This window comes from Paraburkholderia sp. DHOC27, from assembly GCF_003429005.1.
Lineage (GTDB): Bacteria > Pseudomonadota > Gammaproteobacteria > Burkholderiales > Burkholderiaceae > Paraburkholderia.
Window position 1 is genome coordinate 48,082 of the sequence record NZ_QVQV01000003.1, and the last position, 14,874, is coordinate 62,955.

At 60.5% G+C, this 14,874-nt stretch carries 13 protein-coding genes and 1 tRNA gene; 4 read left to right on the forward strand and 10 right to left on the reverse strand.

The window, feature by feature from the left end; all coding sequences use genetic code 11:
* Positions 1-71: 71 nt before the first annotated feature.
* From D0B32_RS12170 to recA, 8 genes are all read right to left on the reverse strand, one after another.
* Positions 72-1,856, reverse strand: coding sequence for a Wzy polymerase domain-containing protein (locus D0B32_RS12170; protein WP_117334244.1), 1,785 nt, complete (start codon positions 1,854-1,856; stop codon positions 72-74).
* Between the two features lie 202 nt (positions 1,857-2,058).
* A complete protein-coding gene (locus D0B32_RS12175; protein ID WP_117334245.1) occupies positions 2,059-2,694 on the reverse strand; it encodes a pilin in 636 nt (211 codons plus the stop codon).
* Between the two features lie 138 nt (positions 2,695-2,832).
* Positions 2,833-3,564: a TerC family protein gene (locus tag D0B32_RS12180; protein WP_117334246.1), complete on the reverse strand. Its 732-nt coding sequence runs from the start codon at positions 3,562-3,564 to the stop codon at positions 2,833-2,835.
* A 187-nt stretch (positions 3,565-3,751) separates the two neighbouring features.
* Complete coding sequence (gene sucD / locus D0B32_RS12185) at positions 3,752-4,633, reverse strand: succinate--CoA ligase subunit alpha (protein WP_117334247.1); 882 nt, start codon at positions 4,631-4,633, stop codon at positions 3,752-3,754.
* A 114-nt stretch (positions 4,634-4,747) separates the two neighbouring features.
* Positions 4,748-5,917 (reverse strand): ADP-forming succinate--CoA ligase subunit beta, encoded by a 1,170-nt coding sequence (gene sucC, locus D0B32_RS12190; RefSeq protein WP_117334248.1) that lies wholly within the window; start codon positions 5,915-5,917, stop codon positions 4,748-4,750.
* Between the two features lie 17 nt (positions 5,918-5,934).
* Positions 5,935-6,672, reverse strand: a complete 738-nt coding sequence (locus D0B32_RS12195) for a DUF2889 domain-containing protein (RefSeq protein WP_117334249.1) — start codon at positions 6,670-6,672, stop codon at positions 5,935-5,937.
* 189 nt (positions 6,673-6,861) lie between these two features.
* The gene (recX, locus tag D0B32_RS12200) at positions 6,862-7,599 is read right to left on the reverse strand and encodes a recombination regulator RecX (RefSeq protein ID WP_117334250.1); all 738 of its coding nucleotides are present in this window, start codon (positions 7,597-7,599) and stop codon (positions 6,862-6,864) included.
* 7 nt (positions 7,600-7,606) lie between these two features.
* Positions 7,607-8,683 (reverse strand): recombinase RecA, encoded by a 1,077-nt coding sequence (gene recA, locus D0B32_RS12205; protein ID WP_117334251.1) that lies wholly within the window; start codon positions 8,681-8,683, stop codon positions 7,607-7,609.
* Positions 8,684-8,913: 230 nt separating this feature from the next.
* Between recA and D0B32_RS12210 the strand changes: the two genes are divergently transcribed.
* The 4 genes from D0B32_RS12210 to D0B32_RS12225 all read left to right on the forward strand — a co-directional run bounded on the left by D0B32_RS12210 (position 8,914) and on the right by D0B32_RS12225 (position 13,324).
* Positions 8,914-9,723, forward strand: a complete 810-nt coding sequence (locus tag D0B32_RS12210; RefSeq protein ID WP_117334252.1) for a response regulator transcription factor — start codon at positions 8,914-8,916, stop codon at positions 9,721-9,723.
* Positions 9,724-9,731: 8 nt separating this feature from the next.
* Positions 9,732-11,270 (forward strand): sensor histidine kinase, encoded by a 1,539-nt coding sequence (locus D0B32_RS12215; RefSeq protein WP_117334253.1) that lies wholly within the window; start codon positions 9,732-9,734, stop codon positions 11,268-11,270.
* A gap of 226 nt (positions 11,271-11,496) precedes the next feature.
* Positions 11,497-13,155: an MFS transporter gene (locus D0B32_RS12220; protein WP_117334254.1), complete on the forward strand. Its 1,659-nt coding sequence runs from the start codon at positions 11,497-11,499 to the stop codon at positions 13,153-13,155.
* Positions 13,156-13,247: 92 nt separating this feature from the next.
* A tRNA-Met gene (locus D0B32_RS12225) sits at positions 13,248-13,324 on the forward strand.
* 314 nt (positions 13,325-13,638) lie between these two features.
* Here the strand turns inward: D0B32_RS12225 and D0B32_RS12230 are convergent.
* Together D0B32_RS12230 and D0B32_RS12235 are read right to left on the reverse strand one after the other, a co-directional pair.
* On the reverse strand, positions 13,639-14,244 hold the full coding sequence (locus D0B32_RS12230; protein ID WP_117334255.1) for an ImmA/IrrE family metallo-endopeptidase: 606 nt from the start codon (positions 14,242-14,244) through the stop codon (positions 13,639-13,641).
* Positions 14,245-14,248: 4 nt separating this feature from the next.
* Positions 14,249-14,800 carry a hypothetical protein gene (locus tag D0B32_RS12235; protein WP_117334256.1) on the reverse strand — a complete coding sequence of 184 codons (552 nt, stop codon included), beginning with the start codon at positions 14,798-14,800 and terminating at the stop codon, positions 14,249-14,251.
* Between the last annotated feature and the right edge of the window lie 74 nt (positions 14,801-14,874).

Below are 14,874 nucleotides of genomic sequence, written 5' to 3' on the forward strand. Positions count from 1 at the left end.
AGAACGCCGCGAACCCATTGATCGGTTGGTCGGCACATCAAACGATCTGCCGACCAACCATAAGCTACCCCTCAATCGTCACTATCGTCATCATCTGAATTGACGTCCTTCGCCGGCGTGCCGTACTTCTTCATCAGCTCGGTCTTGAAACCCGCAAGCGACTTCTGCTCATCGCACAACTGGTACAGATTGCTCAACTGCGACGGCCAGTCATTCAGTTCAACTGCGAAAATCCGCAACCGCTCAACGGTGTCGAACGCGGCGTTCGTATCGCCGGCAAGCGCCTGCAACACCGCATAACGTCGCAGCACCGTTTCGCCCGGCAATAGCGCCAGCGCCTGTTTGTGCATCGCCAGCTTGTGATCCAGATCCATCGTATTCATCGGCAACAGCGTCGCCATGCCGTACTCACCCCACGCGCCGAACAGGAACGACGGATCTTCGCTGTATTGCTCGGCCGGACGCGCGCCGTAATACAGCACCTCGGCCCGGTTGTAGTCGCGGAACACCGGATACAAGGCTACGAGGCCAGCAAATGTCACCACCGCAAACACGCCAAACGACACGCGCTTTGACACGAGACGCAGTGGCCGCGTCTCCAGCAGACCAAACACGAACATCGCGGGCAGCAGGAAGAACATGTATTGCTGCGGATATTCGACGAGCGCATGCATCGCCAGCACGCCAATCAACGCAATGCCGAAAACGCGCGCTGCGGTATGCGGTACGCGCACCGCACGCACCAGCCAGGCAACCAGCCCAAGCAAGACAATCGCGAGACCAATCAGGCCCGTCTTGCCGAGCAGATCGAGAAAGATGTCGTGCGAATTATTGGCGATCTCCACGCCACCCAGGCTGCGCACATAGTCGAACTGATAGCGCGGAAACTCGCCCCAGCCGACGCCAAGCAAGGGATGCGACTTGAACATCGTCCAGCCGTACTTCCACAGCGCGAGGCGCGGGGCAATCTGGCCGGCGTCCTTGAAACGCTCGGCCGCCGACACGTCCAGGTCGAGGTGATAGCGGACGTTGGCCCAACGCACCACGGCGTTGACAATGAAAAACAACACGCCCAACACGATCGGGATCAACCATTCGCGATTACTGCGGCGCAAAGCCGGGTCACGCCGGATTTCGGCAAACGCCATCCAGAAACCGGCAACGACGATCACGCCCATCTGCAACCAGGGGCCGCGCGAAACCGTCAACGCCAGTCCGGTAGAAAAGATGATCGACAGCAGCGCCCAGACGATCACGTTCAGGCGCCGTGTCTGCACCAGGAACAACGCGCCGGCCATCGCGAAGGCGATGTACGTGGCCAGGTGATTGGCCTGCGCCATATTGCCGAACGGCCGGCGTTCGACCATCACGTTGTACGCCACCACCAGTGGCGTGACCTTGGTCTCCAGATGAAACAACTGGATGACCTGGCAAAACACGGCGAACAGTCCACCGAAGATCAACGCGCTAGCCATCCACCGCAATGTAAGCTCGGTGAGCTTCAGGCGTGCGAATCCGTAGCCTGCGTGTACGGTCATGAAGGCCGCCAGCAGGTAGCCCGCACCGAGCCAGTTCATGGACGGCTGCGCCACCGGCAGCACAAAGGTCTGCGCGATCAGCAGCAGCCCAAACAGCAACGGCACGAGCGCGACCGTGGGCGACGCGTACTCGATGCGCGGCCGCGTCGTCGCGACCATCAGCACGACCGTGGCGCTGGTCAGGACATACAGCGTAAGCGCCGTGAACTCCGCGTAAAACGTCGGGATCGGATAGGTATGGTTGACAACTGCATAAGGCAGAATCAACGCACAAGCCAGTACAACCAGAGATAAATAGCGCGCGAATGGGGAAGGCATGAGTAACCGGGGGCGTCAGCAACCGGCGCACTATACAAAAAAATCCTCCTGCTGTGCGCCGGCACGGCTTAAATATCCCGAAATCGGCTACTAAGTGCGCTTTCCGGCAAAACTTCGCGGCTCACCCCACTCGTTTTTCGCTCGCCGGCCCTCGCTCCGACGCCGGTATCTCAAGGGCATCCGTTACGCCATTTACCGTGGTTCACGCCCTGCATTCCGGCGGTGCGAGATTCGATGGCAGCGTCGCGGCATCTGCGGGATTGGGCCCGGCGCCCGGCGCGGGCAGTGACGATGCGGTCTTGCCGCCAGCGAAGCATTCCCATGTCACCGTCCCGGCTTGCACCCCGCCCTTGACGAGCGCGACGCGGGCAGTGGGCGCGTCCGCGTTGTCCGGGACCGACGGCACCAGCACCAGCGTGTTCGAACCAGAGGGCGCAACGCGCGTCGTAAACGCCACGGTAATCTGACCCGTGTCGTCGTCGACATGCACCGACTCGATGTTGCGCGTTGCCGGTGGCGACGTGTAGCCGCCGCCCAGCGCGCTACCGCTGGCGGCGTTCTCCGCCACCGCCAGCCGGGCCGACGCGGCGAGCGAAAGTCCTTCGCCCACGCGGCTGCGCGCAAGGTAGTCCTGATACGCGGGAATGGCGTAAGCCGCAATCACGCCGACAATGGCGAGCACGATCATCAGTTCGATCAGCGTAAAGCCCAGTTCACGGCATGCCCGCGCGAGCCGCGCCGGCCAGCGCACGCGCAATGGCTCGGCCGCATCCGCGACGGCGCGGCCACGCCGCGGCTGAAAAAACGAGGAGGTGGAAGTAAAGGTAATGACGGTCATCAGCAGGCTCCTGAAACGAAAAACGCCTGCCCCGAGCATCGGAACAGGCGTATTGATCGTATCCAGCCGCACTGCGCGAACATAGTCAGCCAGATGGCTAACGTTCTGGTGCTCAACCCTTGGGACGGTGCGTGCGAGTCAATGCGCGCCAGGCGGCAACTGGCCCTCACTCGCAGCGCGGCTCGCGTTACGGCGCTTCAACAGATAACCGACGATCACCACGAACAGCGCCCCCGCGATGCTCATGCCATATTCGGCCACCGGCGAGTCGAGCACGGGCCAACGGTCGCCGGCCGGATCGTTGACGATCAGGCCGCCCGCGATCCAGCCGAGCAGCGCCGCACCGAACGTGACGATGACCGGGTAGCGGTCGAGCAGCTTCAGCACGAGCTGGCTGCCCCACACGATCAGCGGGATGCTCACGACCAGCCCGAAGATCACCAGCGCAAGGCGGTGTTCCGGGTCCGCCGATTCGGCCGCGCCCGCAATCGCGATCACGTTGTCGAGGCTCATCACGGCGTCGGCGATAACGATCGTCTTGATCGCGGTCATCAATTTATCGGCGGGCTTGATGTTTTCGTGGACGTCGTGCGCGGGCGCCATCAACCGCACGCCAATCCACAGCAGCAACAGACCGCCGGCGAACTTCAGCAGCGGCACGTCGAGCAGCACCACCGCGAACGCGATCAAAGCGACGCGCAGCAGAATCGCACCGGCCGTGCCCCACAGCACGCCCTTCGTCCGCTGCGCCTGCGGCAGGTTGCGGCAAGCGAGCGCGATCACGACCGCGTTGTCGCCACCCAGCAGGATGTCGATCACGATGATCTGAATGACAGCGCCCCAGTGGAGCGTGGCGAAAAACTCGAGCATGGGCAGCAGGATAGAAAGACGCCGAAACGAAAGAAGCGCGACATGCAAAGCGCGCCGGCAGACAACCCGCAAGCAATAAAAAAGCGAGGGAGCAATTGCTCGCTCCCTCGCTTTTTGGACTTCGTTCTTACGAAAGGATCTCGTAAGAGTATCAAAAGTGGACTGGACTGCGCCAGTCCATCTTGATTTAGAGCATCGCCTTCAGAAGACGCGCCATTTCCGACGGGTTCTTCGTGACCTTGATACCGCACGCTTCCATGATTTCCAGCTTGGCTTCAGCCGTATCGGCACCGCCCGAGATCAGCGCGCCTGCGTGACCCATGCGCTTGCCGGCCGGCGCCGTGACACCCGCGATGAAGCCAACCACCGGCTTCTTCATGTTGTCCTTGATCCACTCAGCCGCATTCGCTTCGTCCGGACCACCGATTTCGCCGATCATGATGACGGCGTCCGTATCCGGATCGTCGTTGAACATCTTCATGACGTCGATGTGCTTCAGACCGTTGATCGGGTCGCCGCCAATGCCGACTGCCGACGACTGGCCGAGGCCGATTGCCGTCAACTGACCGACTGCTTCGTACGTCAGCGTGCCCGAACGCGACACGACGCCGATGCGGCCCTTGCGGTGGATGTGACCCGGCATGATGCCGATCTTCAGCTCGTCCGGCGTGATCGTGCCCGGGCAGTTCGGTCCGAGCAGCAATGTCTTGCTGTTCTTCTCGCGCATACGTGCCTTGAGCTCGATCATGTCACGGACAGGAATGCCTTCCGTGATACAGATGGCGAGATCCAGATCCGCCTCGACGGCTTCCCAGATTGCGGCGGCTGCGCCTGCGGGCGGAACGTAGATGACCGAAACGGTTGCACCCGTTTCAGCCTTCGCTTCCTTCACGCTTGCGTAGATAGGAATGCCTTCGAAATCTTCGCCGGCCTTCTTCGGGTTCACGCCGGCGACATACGCTTCGCGGCCGTTTGCATATTCACGGCAGGCGCGCGTGTGGAACTGACCGGTCTTGCCGGTAATGCCCTGCGTGATGACCTTCGTGTCTTTGTTAATCAGAATCGACATGTATTGACCTCTGTTCGTTTGGCGTCGTGCATCTGGCCCCTCGGGCGGCATGTTCCTCGCCCGCGGCGCTGCCTTGGCGCCATTCGTAATCCGTGGTTAGCGCTCAGCCAGGCCTTAGGCCTTGCCCGAAGCGGCCGCGACGACCTTCTGTGCAGCTTCTTCCATGCTGTCTGCCGCAATGATGGGCAGACCGGATTCAGCGAGCATCTTCTTGCCGAGATCTTCGTTCGTGCCCTTCATGCGGACCACGAGCGGCACCTTCAGCGACACGGCCTTCGAAGCTGCGATCACGCCTTCCGCGATCACGTCGCAGCGCATGATGCCGCCGAAAATGTTGACCAGAATTGCCGTCAGATTCGGGTTCTTCAGCATGATCTTGAAGGCTTCCGTGACCTTCTCGGTCGTGGCGCCACCGCCCACGTCGAGGAAGTTCGCCGGTTCGCCGCCGAACAGCTTGATGGTGTCCATCGTTGCCATCGCGAGGCCTGCGCCGTTCACGAGGCAGCCAATGTTGCCGTCAAGCGAGATGTACGCGAGATCGAACTTCGATGCTTCGACTTCGGCCGGATCTTCTTCGTCCAGATCGCGGTAAGCCACGATTTCCGGATGACGGAACAGCGCGTTCGAATCGAAGTTGAACTTGGCGTCCAGCGCGATGACCTTGCCGTCGCCGGTCAGGATCAGCGGGTTGATTTCGGCCAGCGATGCGTCCGTTTCCCAGAATGCCTTGTACAGGCCTTGCAGGATGGCGCGTGCTTGCGGCAGCGAAGCGGCGGGCACGCCGATCTTCGTGGCCAGTTCGTCCGCTTCCGAATCTTTCAGACCGGTGGTCGGGTCGACAGCGATCTTGTGGATCAGCTCGGGCGTCTTTTCTGCGACTTCTTCGACGTCCATGCCGCCTTCGCTCGACGCCATCACGACGACTTTCTGCGAGACGCGATCGATCACGAGGCCGACATACAGTTCCTTCTTGATGTCAGCGCCTTCTTCGATCAACAGGCGGTTCACCTTCTGGCCTTCCGGGCCAGTCTGGTGCGTGACGAGTTGCATGCCGAGGATCTGGTTCGAGTATTCACGAACCTGTTCCAGCGACTTCGCGACTTTCACGCCGCCACCCTTGCCACGGCCACCCGCGTGGATCTGAGCCTTCACGACCCAAACCGGGCCGCCGAGCTCTTCCGCGGCCTTGACCGCATCATCCACCGAGAAGACCGGCTTGCCGCGCGGTACCGCGACGCCGAATTTCCGCAGGATTTCCTTACCCTGGTACTCGTGAATCTTCATGCGTGATTCCCTTCAGTCTAAGAGTTGGGTTGAACTTCGTTTCCGCTGCCGTCGTTCAAACGAGACGTGCCACCACCGCTGCCATTGCCGGCGGCGTGGCGTGTTTGTTCGCTTGCTGGTTCGGTAGGCTCCGCTGTACGCGGCGCATGCTCATACCAGCGCGGATAAAACTGTCGCACCGCCTCGCCGTCGAAGCGCAGCGCGTGGCAGCGACCCAACTGGAATGGCGGCTTGTCGTTTGAGTGCTCGTCTTTAGCTTCAGGCGAGCCGTCCCCTGATGTCCCCCTGGAAGCGGCCTCGTTGGGCTGCTTTCCATCGTTCGTATTCCACACTTCTCCGGCGAACGCCTGAATGGCGGCCGTGGGCAGGAAAGCGCACAACTCGGTGAGATGCGTGCAACCTGCCGTGCCTCCCAGCAAACGGGCGGCTTCGCGACGGAAGTTGTTGAACAGATTGAGCCCGATGAGGGCCCGGTAGGCGGGATTCGTGGCTTCGCAGAGACCAGGATAGGGCACCCAGTCGGACGACGCTTGCGCGTCGATAACGTTGAGCTTGCGATCGATCGTGATGCGAAGCCAGAGTTCATGGATCGGCTGACCGTTGGGCCGGACGCCCGACGCAAGCGCCACGTCACGTGGCTTTTGGTCGGTTAGACACGCCTCTATGTCCCACAGGCCGTCTGCGCGCTCAAATGCTTCCGCTCGGATTGCGCGAGTATGGCGCAACTGACGGGACACTGGCGGGGAGAGCGGCATGCGGAAGGAAAGGCCGAATTGGGAAAACCCTAGGATTTTAGCATACTGGGTATTTGAGACAGTCTGGATTGTGCACAGCACCAATGGGGCGCGAGCAGAGGCCGTTACGAGATGGCGTATAGCGGAGGCTCGGCGGTCCGAACCCTATTCTTCAGTTCGTGCTCTGGCTACGGGGGAAGACGCGCCGGCCTAGTCCTCGTCGTCGAAGCCCTTGAGGATCTTGCCGATGGTTGCGCCGCTGAAGCCCCGCGCCGCCAGGAAACGCGCTTGCCGTGCTTTCTCAGCCGGCGTTTCCGGCAATTCGCCGTATTTCTTGCGCCAGACGGCTTGTGCGCGAGCCAGTTCAGTCTCGCGGAGTTGAGCGCTCGCCTCTTCGATCAAGGTCTGGCCCACTGCGTGCCGCTTGAGTTCGCCCACGATGCGATTGGCGCCAAGGCGCGACGCGCGGCGATGGATCAGGCTTTCGGCAAAACGTGAGTCGGATAACCAGCCCTCTTTTTCGAGCGAGTCGAGCAAGCTTTCGAGCGCGTCGACTTCTTCGACGAACGGCATCAGCTTGCGCGAAAGCTCAGCGCGGCTGTATTCGCGGCGGGACAGATAGCCCAGCGCCCGGCCTTTCAGCGAACGAACGGGGCGTTGAGATTTGTCTGCCTTGTCTTTCCGGTCAGGCGATTCACCCGGCACGCGACGCGAGCGGGTGTAAATGGTTTCGGCGGGGGAGCTGGATGAATCGTTAGATGTTCCGGCATTGGTAGCACGTTGGCCAGATGGGCCACGTCCTTCTGCCTCGTCGTGCGCGTCGAATGACTCGAACGGATCAAAGGCGTCGTCATGGTCGGCGCCACCAGCGTCACGCCGACCATGCGGAACACGCGAGCCACCCGCATCACCTGCTGCATGGGATACGGGCCGGCCCTTGCGTATCACGCGACGCCTACTCTTCTTCGTCCGCGACTTCAGCGCCTGCGCCGACTGCCGCTTCCGCCATCGCGTTCACGCCCAGCGATTCACGAATGCGGTTCTCGATTTCGCGTGCGATATCGGGATTTTCGCGCAGGAATTCGCGCGCATTGTCTTTACCTTGACCAATGCGTTCGCCGTTGTAGCTGTACCAGGCACCCGCTTTGTCCACGATCTTTGCCGATACGCCGAGGTCGATCACTTCACCCTGACGCGAAATGCCTTCGCCGTACAGGATGTCGAAGATGGCTTCGCGGAACGGCGGCGACACCTTGTTCTTGACGACCTTCACGCGCGTTTCGTTGCCGATCACTTCGTCGTTCTTCTTGATCGAGCCAATGCGGCGAATGTCCAGACGCACCGACGCGTAGAACTTCAGCGCGTTACCGCCCGTGGTGGTTTCCGGATTGCCGAACATCACACCGATCTTCATACGGATCTGGTTGATGAAGATGACGAGGCAGTTGGTGCGCTTGATGGTGCCGGTGAGCTTGCGCAGCGCCTGCGACATCAGACGCGCCTGCAGACCAGGCAGCGAGTCGCCCATTTCGCCTTCGATTTCCGCCTTCGGCACGAGTGCCGCGACCGAGTCGATCACGATCATGTCGATGGAGCCCGAGCGCACCAGCGCGTCGGCGATTTCCAGCGCCTGTTCGCCCGTGTCCGGCTGCGAAACCAGCAGTTCATTGACGTTCACGCCGAGCTTGCCCGCGTACTGGATGTCCAGTGCGTGTTCTGCGTCGATAAACGCCGCCGTGCCGCCAAGCTTTTGCATTTCGGCGATCACCTGCAGCGTCAGCGTGGTTTTACCCGACGATTCCGGCCCGTAGATTTCCACCACTCGACCACGCGGCAAACCGCCGACGCCCAATGCGATGTCGAGGCCAAGCGATCCCGTGGAGACCACCTGAATATCTTCGACTACCTCACCCGCGCCGAGCCGCATGACCGACCCTTTGCCGAACTGTTTTTCGATCTGCGCGAGTGCGGCGGCGAGCGCCTTGCTCTTTTCAGCAGTCAGTCCAGCCGAGCCTTTCTTGCTTTCTTCCATGAATCGTCCTTTGCTATGATGAACGGCGTCTGAGGCAGATGTGCAGCCCATTCATCACGGACAGCACACTAAACGCAGACACTGTATAAAAAAACAGTAGTTTTGGCAAGCAGGATTCGCACGAAGATGCATGATTGTGCGAACCGCTCACGCAAAACTACCCACAAAATTCTGGAGACCGCTGCGCGCCGAGCGTTACGACGGTGCCGGCATGGCGAGGCTGGCGCACCATGCGAATTCTCATTGCCGAAGATGACAGCATACTCGCGGATGGTCTGCTTCGATCACTCCGCCAATCGGCATACGCCGTTGACCACGTGAAGAACGGCGTCGAGGCCGATACCGCACTTTCCATGCAGACTTTCGACCTGCTGATCCTCGATCTGGGCTTGCCACGCATGTCCGGTCTGGAGGTGCTGCGCCGCCTGCGGGCACGCAATTCGAGTCTGCCAGTGCTGATCCTGACCGCTGCGGACAGCGTCGACGAACGCGTCAAGGGACTCGATCTCGGCGCGGACGACTACATGGCCAAACCCTTTGCGCTGAACGAACTCGAAGCGCGCGTGCGGGCGCTCACCCGGCGTGGCGCGGGCGGCGGTCCGACTGTAGTGCGGCATGGCTCGCTGTCGTTCGATCAGGTGGGGCGGATCGCCTACATCAACGAGCAGGTGATCGACCTGTCGGCACGCGAGCTGGGTTTGCTCGAAGTGCTGCTGCAGCGGATTGGCCGGCTGGTGTCGAAAGAACAACTGGTGGATCACCTGTGCGAGTGGGGCGAAGAAGTCAGCAACAACGCCATCGAGGTGTATGTGCACCGCTTGCGCAAGAAGATCGAGCCGAGTGGCGTACGCATTCTCACCGTGCGCGGCCTGGGTTATTGCCTGGAAAAAGCCACACCGGGGACGGCATCTGACTCGGCTACTGCGGCGGCCAGCTCGGCCACGGAGGCCGCGCCGGCTGCGGCGCAGCGAGGCAATACGACAGCTTCCTCCGCCCCAACGTCCGCCGCCGCGATGCCTGCGAGCCATCACTTCAAATAAGGACCACCATGTCCGCACGCGCTGACCGCGCCACGGCGCAAGCGGCGGACCTCGACGAGGCGCGCGACGCCCGCTACGCCAACCCGTTTGCGCCACCGGACGAAACCGAAGCCGCCGCGGAGGCCCGGCCGCGCTCGCTGTTCGGCGAGATTCTCGACTGGATGCTCGCCCCGCTTCTGCTGCTGTGGCCAATGAGTATTGCGGTGACCTACCTCGTGGCGAAATCCATCGCCAACGGGCCGTTCGACCGCGCGCTCGAAACCGACGCTTACGTGCTGGCCCGTCAGATTCATCCGGTGAACGGAGTGGCGGAACTCTCGCTACCCGACGCGACGCGCGATTTTTTGAGCGCCGATAACGTCGACAAGGTGTTCTATCAGGTCCTCGGCACCCGCGGAGAGCTGGTGGGCGGGGACCGCGACATGCCGCTGCCGCACGAAGAGGACCGCCCGCCACCGGGTCTCGTCGAGTTCCGCGATGACGTGCTGCGCGGCAATGACATCCGCGTCGCTTACACGACCGTCGAATTTCCGCACACGCCCGGTGCACAGCCCGTGTTGGTGCAGGTAGGGGAAACGCTCGACAAGCGCAGCCAGCTCGCCAACGACATCATCAAAGGCGTGATCCTGCCGCAGTTCGTGATTCTGCCGCTCGCCATCGTGCTGGTGTGGTTCGGGTTGTCACGCGGGCTCGCGCCGCTGCATGCGCTGCAATCGCATATTCGTGCGCGGCGCCCCGATGATCTCTCGCCGCTGGAGGCTCGCCGTGCGCCACCGGAGATCGAACCGCTCGTAACGTCGTTCAACGACCTGCTAACGCGCCTCGAACAGAACATGGAGCTGCAGAAGCGCTTCATCGCGGATGCCGCGCATCAGATGAAGACGCCGCTCGCCGGCCTGCGTACTCAGGCGGAACTGGCGCTGCGTCAGGATGTTTCCGAGGAAGTTCACCGTTCTTTGGAGCAGATCGCGACGAGTTCCGAGCATGCGGCCCGTCTCGTGACACAGTTACTGGCCTTGGCCCGTGCCGAAAACCGTCTGTCAGGACAGATCTTCGCGCCTGTAGAAATCACGGAAGTCGCCCGCAGTGCGGTGCGTGACTGGCTGCAGGCGGCACTCGTCAAACAGATGGATCTTGGATACGAAGGCCCGGAAGATGTCGTCGAGATAGACGGCAATCCCGTCATGTTGCGTGAGATGCTTTCGAACCTCATTGATAACGCAATCCGTTATACGCCGGTGGGCGGACGGATTACCGTGCGCGTGCGGGCCGATTCCGCAGGGTCGCTGGTCCATCTCGAAGTGGAGGATACGGGGCTCGGCATTCCGGTCACGGAGCGCGAGCGTGTGGTCGAACGGTTCTACCGGATTCTCGGCGGCGAAGGCGATGGCAGCGGGCTCGGGCTGGCCATCGTGCGTGAGATCGCAACCATGCATGGCGGCGACCTGAGCATCCACGACAACGTGTATCAGAACGCGCCACGACTCGCCGGAACGCTGGTGCGTGTCAGCTTGCGAGCACGGCAGGCGGGGCGGGACTTACCCTAAGCGGATTGATTTAAGATTACTGCGATCTGGCATGTAAGACGCTGAAGAAAACAAATTGCTATCACATAACGGCACATTCACATACGTTGAACGAAACGACCATTGATCGTTCAACACCTTCATTTGCGGCACAACGTCAGTAGGCCGTAAGTTTTCACTCCAATAATCCGATTCACGGGAACGCCTTTCCGGCGAACCGCGTGCATATCAATATTGGAGACGACATATGGCTACTGTAGGCGGGCAAATCTCGCACGTGCCGATGACGCATGAAGAAAAGCGCGTGATCTTCGCGTCCTCGCTCGGTACGGTCTTCGAGTGGTACGACTTCTATCTGGCGGGCTCCCTTGCGGTGTTCATCAGCAAGAGCTTTTTCTCCGGCGTCGCGCCGACCGCGGCTTTCATCTTCACCCTGCTCAGTTTTGCGGCAGGCTTCGCGGTGCGGCCGTTCGGCGCCATTGTGTTTGGGCGCCTGGGCGACATGGTCGGGCGCAAATACACGTTCCTTATCACGATCGTGATCATGGGTCTCTCGACGTTTCTGGTCGGCTTCCTGCCGGGATATGCATCGATCGGCATGGCATCGCCCGTGATCTTCATCGCCATGCGTCTGCTGCAGGGCCTTGCACTCGGCGGCGAATACGGCGGTGCGGCGACTTACGTGGCCGAACACGCACCAACGGGCCGACGCGGCTTCTACACGGCATGGATTCAGACGACAGCCACGCTCGGCCTGTTCCTGTCGCTGCTGGTGATTCTCGGCGTGCGCACGGCGATGGGCGAAGACGCGTTCGGCGTATGGGGATGGCGCGTGCCGTTCATCGCGTCGATCATCCTGCTGGCGGTATCGGTGTGGATCCGTATGCAACTGCATGAATCGCCGGTGTTCGAGCGCATCAAGGCGGAGGGCAAAACCTCCAAGGCACCGCTCACGGAGGCGTTCGGGCAATGGCGCAACCTGAAGATCGTGATTCTCGCGCTCGTCGGGTTGACGGCCGGCCAGGCCGTGGTCTGGTACACGGGGCAGTTCTACACCCTGTTCTTCCTGACGCAGACGCTGAAGGTATCCGGCAGTTCGGCCAACATCATGCTGGCCATCGCGCTGTTGATCGGCACGCCGTTCTTTCTGTTCTTCGGCTCGCTGTCCGACCGGATTGGCCGCAAGCCGATCATCCTGTGCGGGATGCTGATCGCCGCGTTGACGTATTTCCCGCTGTTCAAGGCGCTCACGCACTACACGAACCCGGCGCTGGAAGCCGCCACGCAACGCTCGCCGATCGTCGTGATCGCGAACCCGGACGAGTGCTCGTTCCAGTTCAATCCGGTGGGCACCGCGAAGTTCACCAGTTCGTGCGATATCGCCAAGGGTGCGCTGTCGAAGGCCGGCTTGAACTACGAAAACGTGGCGGCGCCGGCGGGCACGGTGGCGCAGATCAAGGTGGGCGATTCGGTGGTCAACACGTTTGATGGCAAAGCGCCGGACGCCAAGGCGCAGGGCAAGGCGTTCGAAGAGACGCTGGGCTCGACGTTGAAGGCCGCGGGCTATCCAGCCAAGGCCGATCCATCGCAGATCAACTGGCCCATGAGCGTAGTGATCCTAGCCATTCTCGTGATCTACGTGACGATGGTGTACGGCCCGATTGCGGCAATGCTGGTGGAGATGTTCCCGACGCGGATCCGCTACACGTCCATGTCTCTGCCGTATCACATCGGTAACGGCTGGTTCGGTGGGTTCCTGCCGGCCACTGCCTTCGCGATCGTCGCGGCCAGAGGCAATATCTACTCGGGCCTGTGGTACCCGATCGTGATCGCGGGCGCCTGCTTCGTGATCGGCCTGCTGTTCGTGAAGGAAACCAAGGATTCTGATATTTACGCGCAGGATTGATGAGCGCTGGGCTGTAGAAACGCCGGCGAGAATCTTGGGCGGCAGGGGTTGACAGACGCCCCTACCATCTTCATAATCTCGCTTCTTCTTTAGGCGAATTAGCTCAGCCGGTTAGAGCGACGGAATCATAATCCGCAGGTCCGGGGTTCGAATCCCTGATTCGCCACCAGTTTCAACGAAAGCCCTTGATTCGAAAGATCAAGGGCTTTTGCTTTATCGCACCGGATACTGGTGCGCCTCGGCGCCGATGCAGAAAAAAATCTCGTTGCGATTTCAGCCACCATTTTGACGACAGCTCCGGGCCGGCAGGTTGGACTCGATACGCAAACGGCTGGCATATCAGCCGCTCAACACCCGCACCTTGCGACCAGCGTCAAAACACCTCTCGCCGACTGTGATTCGATTCTAGATAGCCTATCGCTCTGATCACGGATAACTCGGCGCGCAATGCAATTTCCATCGGCTTGCGCGCTCCACTCGACACTAAGAAGCAGGCAGAATTCCGACGTTCTCCAAACGGTAGCGCATCGCTTGCTTTGAGACCACTAGCTCAGTCGCGAGTCTTGAAACGAAACTGTCCAGCGGCAGCGGCGCACCGTGAGAGCTGAGATTGTGTTGGGTCACGATCCGCTGTCCGCATTCGTTGATTAGCGAGACTGGCATCAGGAGTTCTGCAGCGAAGTTGTTAGCTTCGAACTCCTGCTTGTCCCAGTACGATGCGTCACGGTTCAGCGTCTTCGCGTCGTCGTTGAACGATTGGCTACCGCCCGGATGAGCAACGTGCAGGCAATAGTGACCAATTTCATGCGCGAGCGTAAACCGACGACGTGGCGGATAGCTGTTCTCTTCAGGATTAAGCCATACGCGCGGTTTCTCATTTTCGAGTCGGATCCAGCCGATAATTGAGCCACCGTCTCGACGATCTTCCGATACGCTTAGACCGATGAGGTCAGCGATCACGTCTACAGCGACCGGCGCCACGACGCGAAACGCTGCTTCGTCCTTAAGTCGCCGAAGCAACGTCGATGCGTCGGTCCGCGATGTGACTCGGATGACGGGTTCAGTCCTGTTGATTTGCACGTCTGACATTGCTCTACCCTCCCGGCTGCGCCGATCTAAGCGCCTGCAGAAGTTCTTGCGCGATTTCCTGTTTCTGGACACCCTTGCTAACAGCTTCCTCCAGCAAGGCACTCACCACAACCCTAACCCGTGCCATTAATTCAGAACGCGACTCCGGATTATCAAGGGCCACTTCGATGATTTGCCTTGAAGTTTCCCCCTTTTCGCGCAGATGTGCACGCAATTCAGCCATTCGGTCGTCAAATTGCTGTTCCTTGTCGTGCGAAAACTGCCATCCGAAGTAGACGGCGAGCAGCGCGAGCACGATCGTAGCCGACACAAAAATAATAGTCGTATAAACAATGTAGGTGTTGGCAACAGCTACGACGTCGCTTCCAGATGGTGTGCCAGCAGGCACATCGCCAATGGTATAACCTGGGAATGCGCATCCTCGCTCCATCAAAGAAAAGATTAGAGAGCGGAAGGCAAATAGAAAGGCAACGAATCCCCCGACGAGCCCTCCACCAAACGCAATTGCCGGATGCGACACGCGCTCCGATATGGACTTTTTCGGCAGGCTACTCATGATCCCAACCTTTTTGAGATTTATCGGATTTTACAGATAGCCGACCGACGGATCCAACCCTCCCAGCATTCGGG

Coding starts and splice junctions, on each gene's coding strand:
- D0B32_RS12230 (WP_117334255.1), bottom strand. CDS start 14,244: ATGTCAGACGTGCAAATCAACAGGACTGAACCCGTCATCCGAGTCACA.
- D0B32_RS12175 (WP_117334245.1), bottom strand. CDS start 2,694: ATGACCGTCATTACCTTTACTTCCACCTCCTCGTTTTTTCAGCCGCGG.
- sucD (WP_117334247.1), bottom strand. CDS start 4,633: ATGTCGATTCTGATTAACAAAGACACGAAGGTCATCACGCAGGGCATT.
- recA (WP_117334251.1), bottom strand. CDS start 8,683: ATGGAAGAAAGCAAGAAAGGCTCGGCTGGACTGACTGCTGAAAAGAGC.
- D0B32_RS12220 (WP_117334254.1), top strand. CDS start 11,497: ATGGCTACTGTAGGCGGGCAAATCTCGCACGTGCCGATGACGCATGAA.
- D0B32_RS12170 (WP_117334244.1), bottom strand. CDS start 1,856: ATGCCTTCCCCATTCGCGCGCTATTTATCTCTGGTTGTACTGGCTTGT.
- D0B32_RS12195 (WP_117334249.1), bottom strand. CDS start 6,672: ATGCCGCTCTCCCCGCCAGTGTCCCGTCAGTTGCGCCATACTCGCGCA.
- sucC (WP_117334248.1), bottom strand. CDS start 5,917: ATGAAGATTCACGAGTACCAGGGTAAGGAAATCCTGCGGAAATTCGGC.
- D0B32_RS12180 (WP_117334246.1), bottom strand. CDS start 3,564: ATGCTCGAGTTTTTCGCCACGCTCCACTGGGGCGCTGTCATTCAGATC.
- D0B32_RS12210 (WP_117334252.1), top strand. CDS start 8,914: ATGCGAATTCTCATTGCCGAAGATGACAGCATACTCGCGGATGGTCTG.
- D0B32_RS12215 (WP_117334253.1), top strand. CDS start 9,732: ATGTCCGCACGCGCTGACCGCGCCACGGCGCAAGCGGCGGACCTCGAC.
- D0B32_RS12235 (WP_117334256.1), bottom strand. CDS start 14,800: ATGAGTAGCCTGCCGAAAAAGTCCATATCGGAGCGCGTGTCGCATCCG.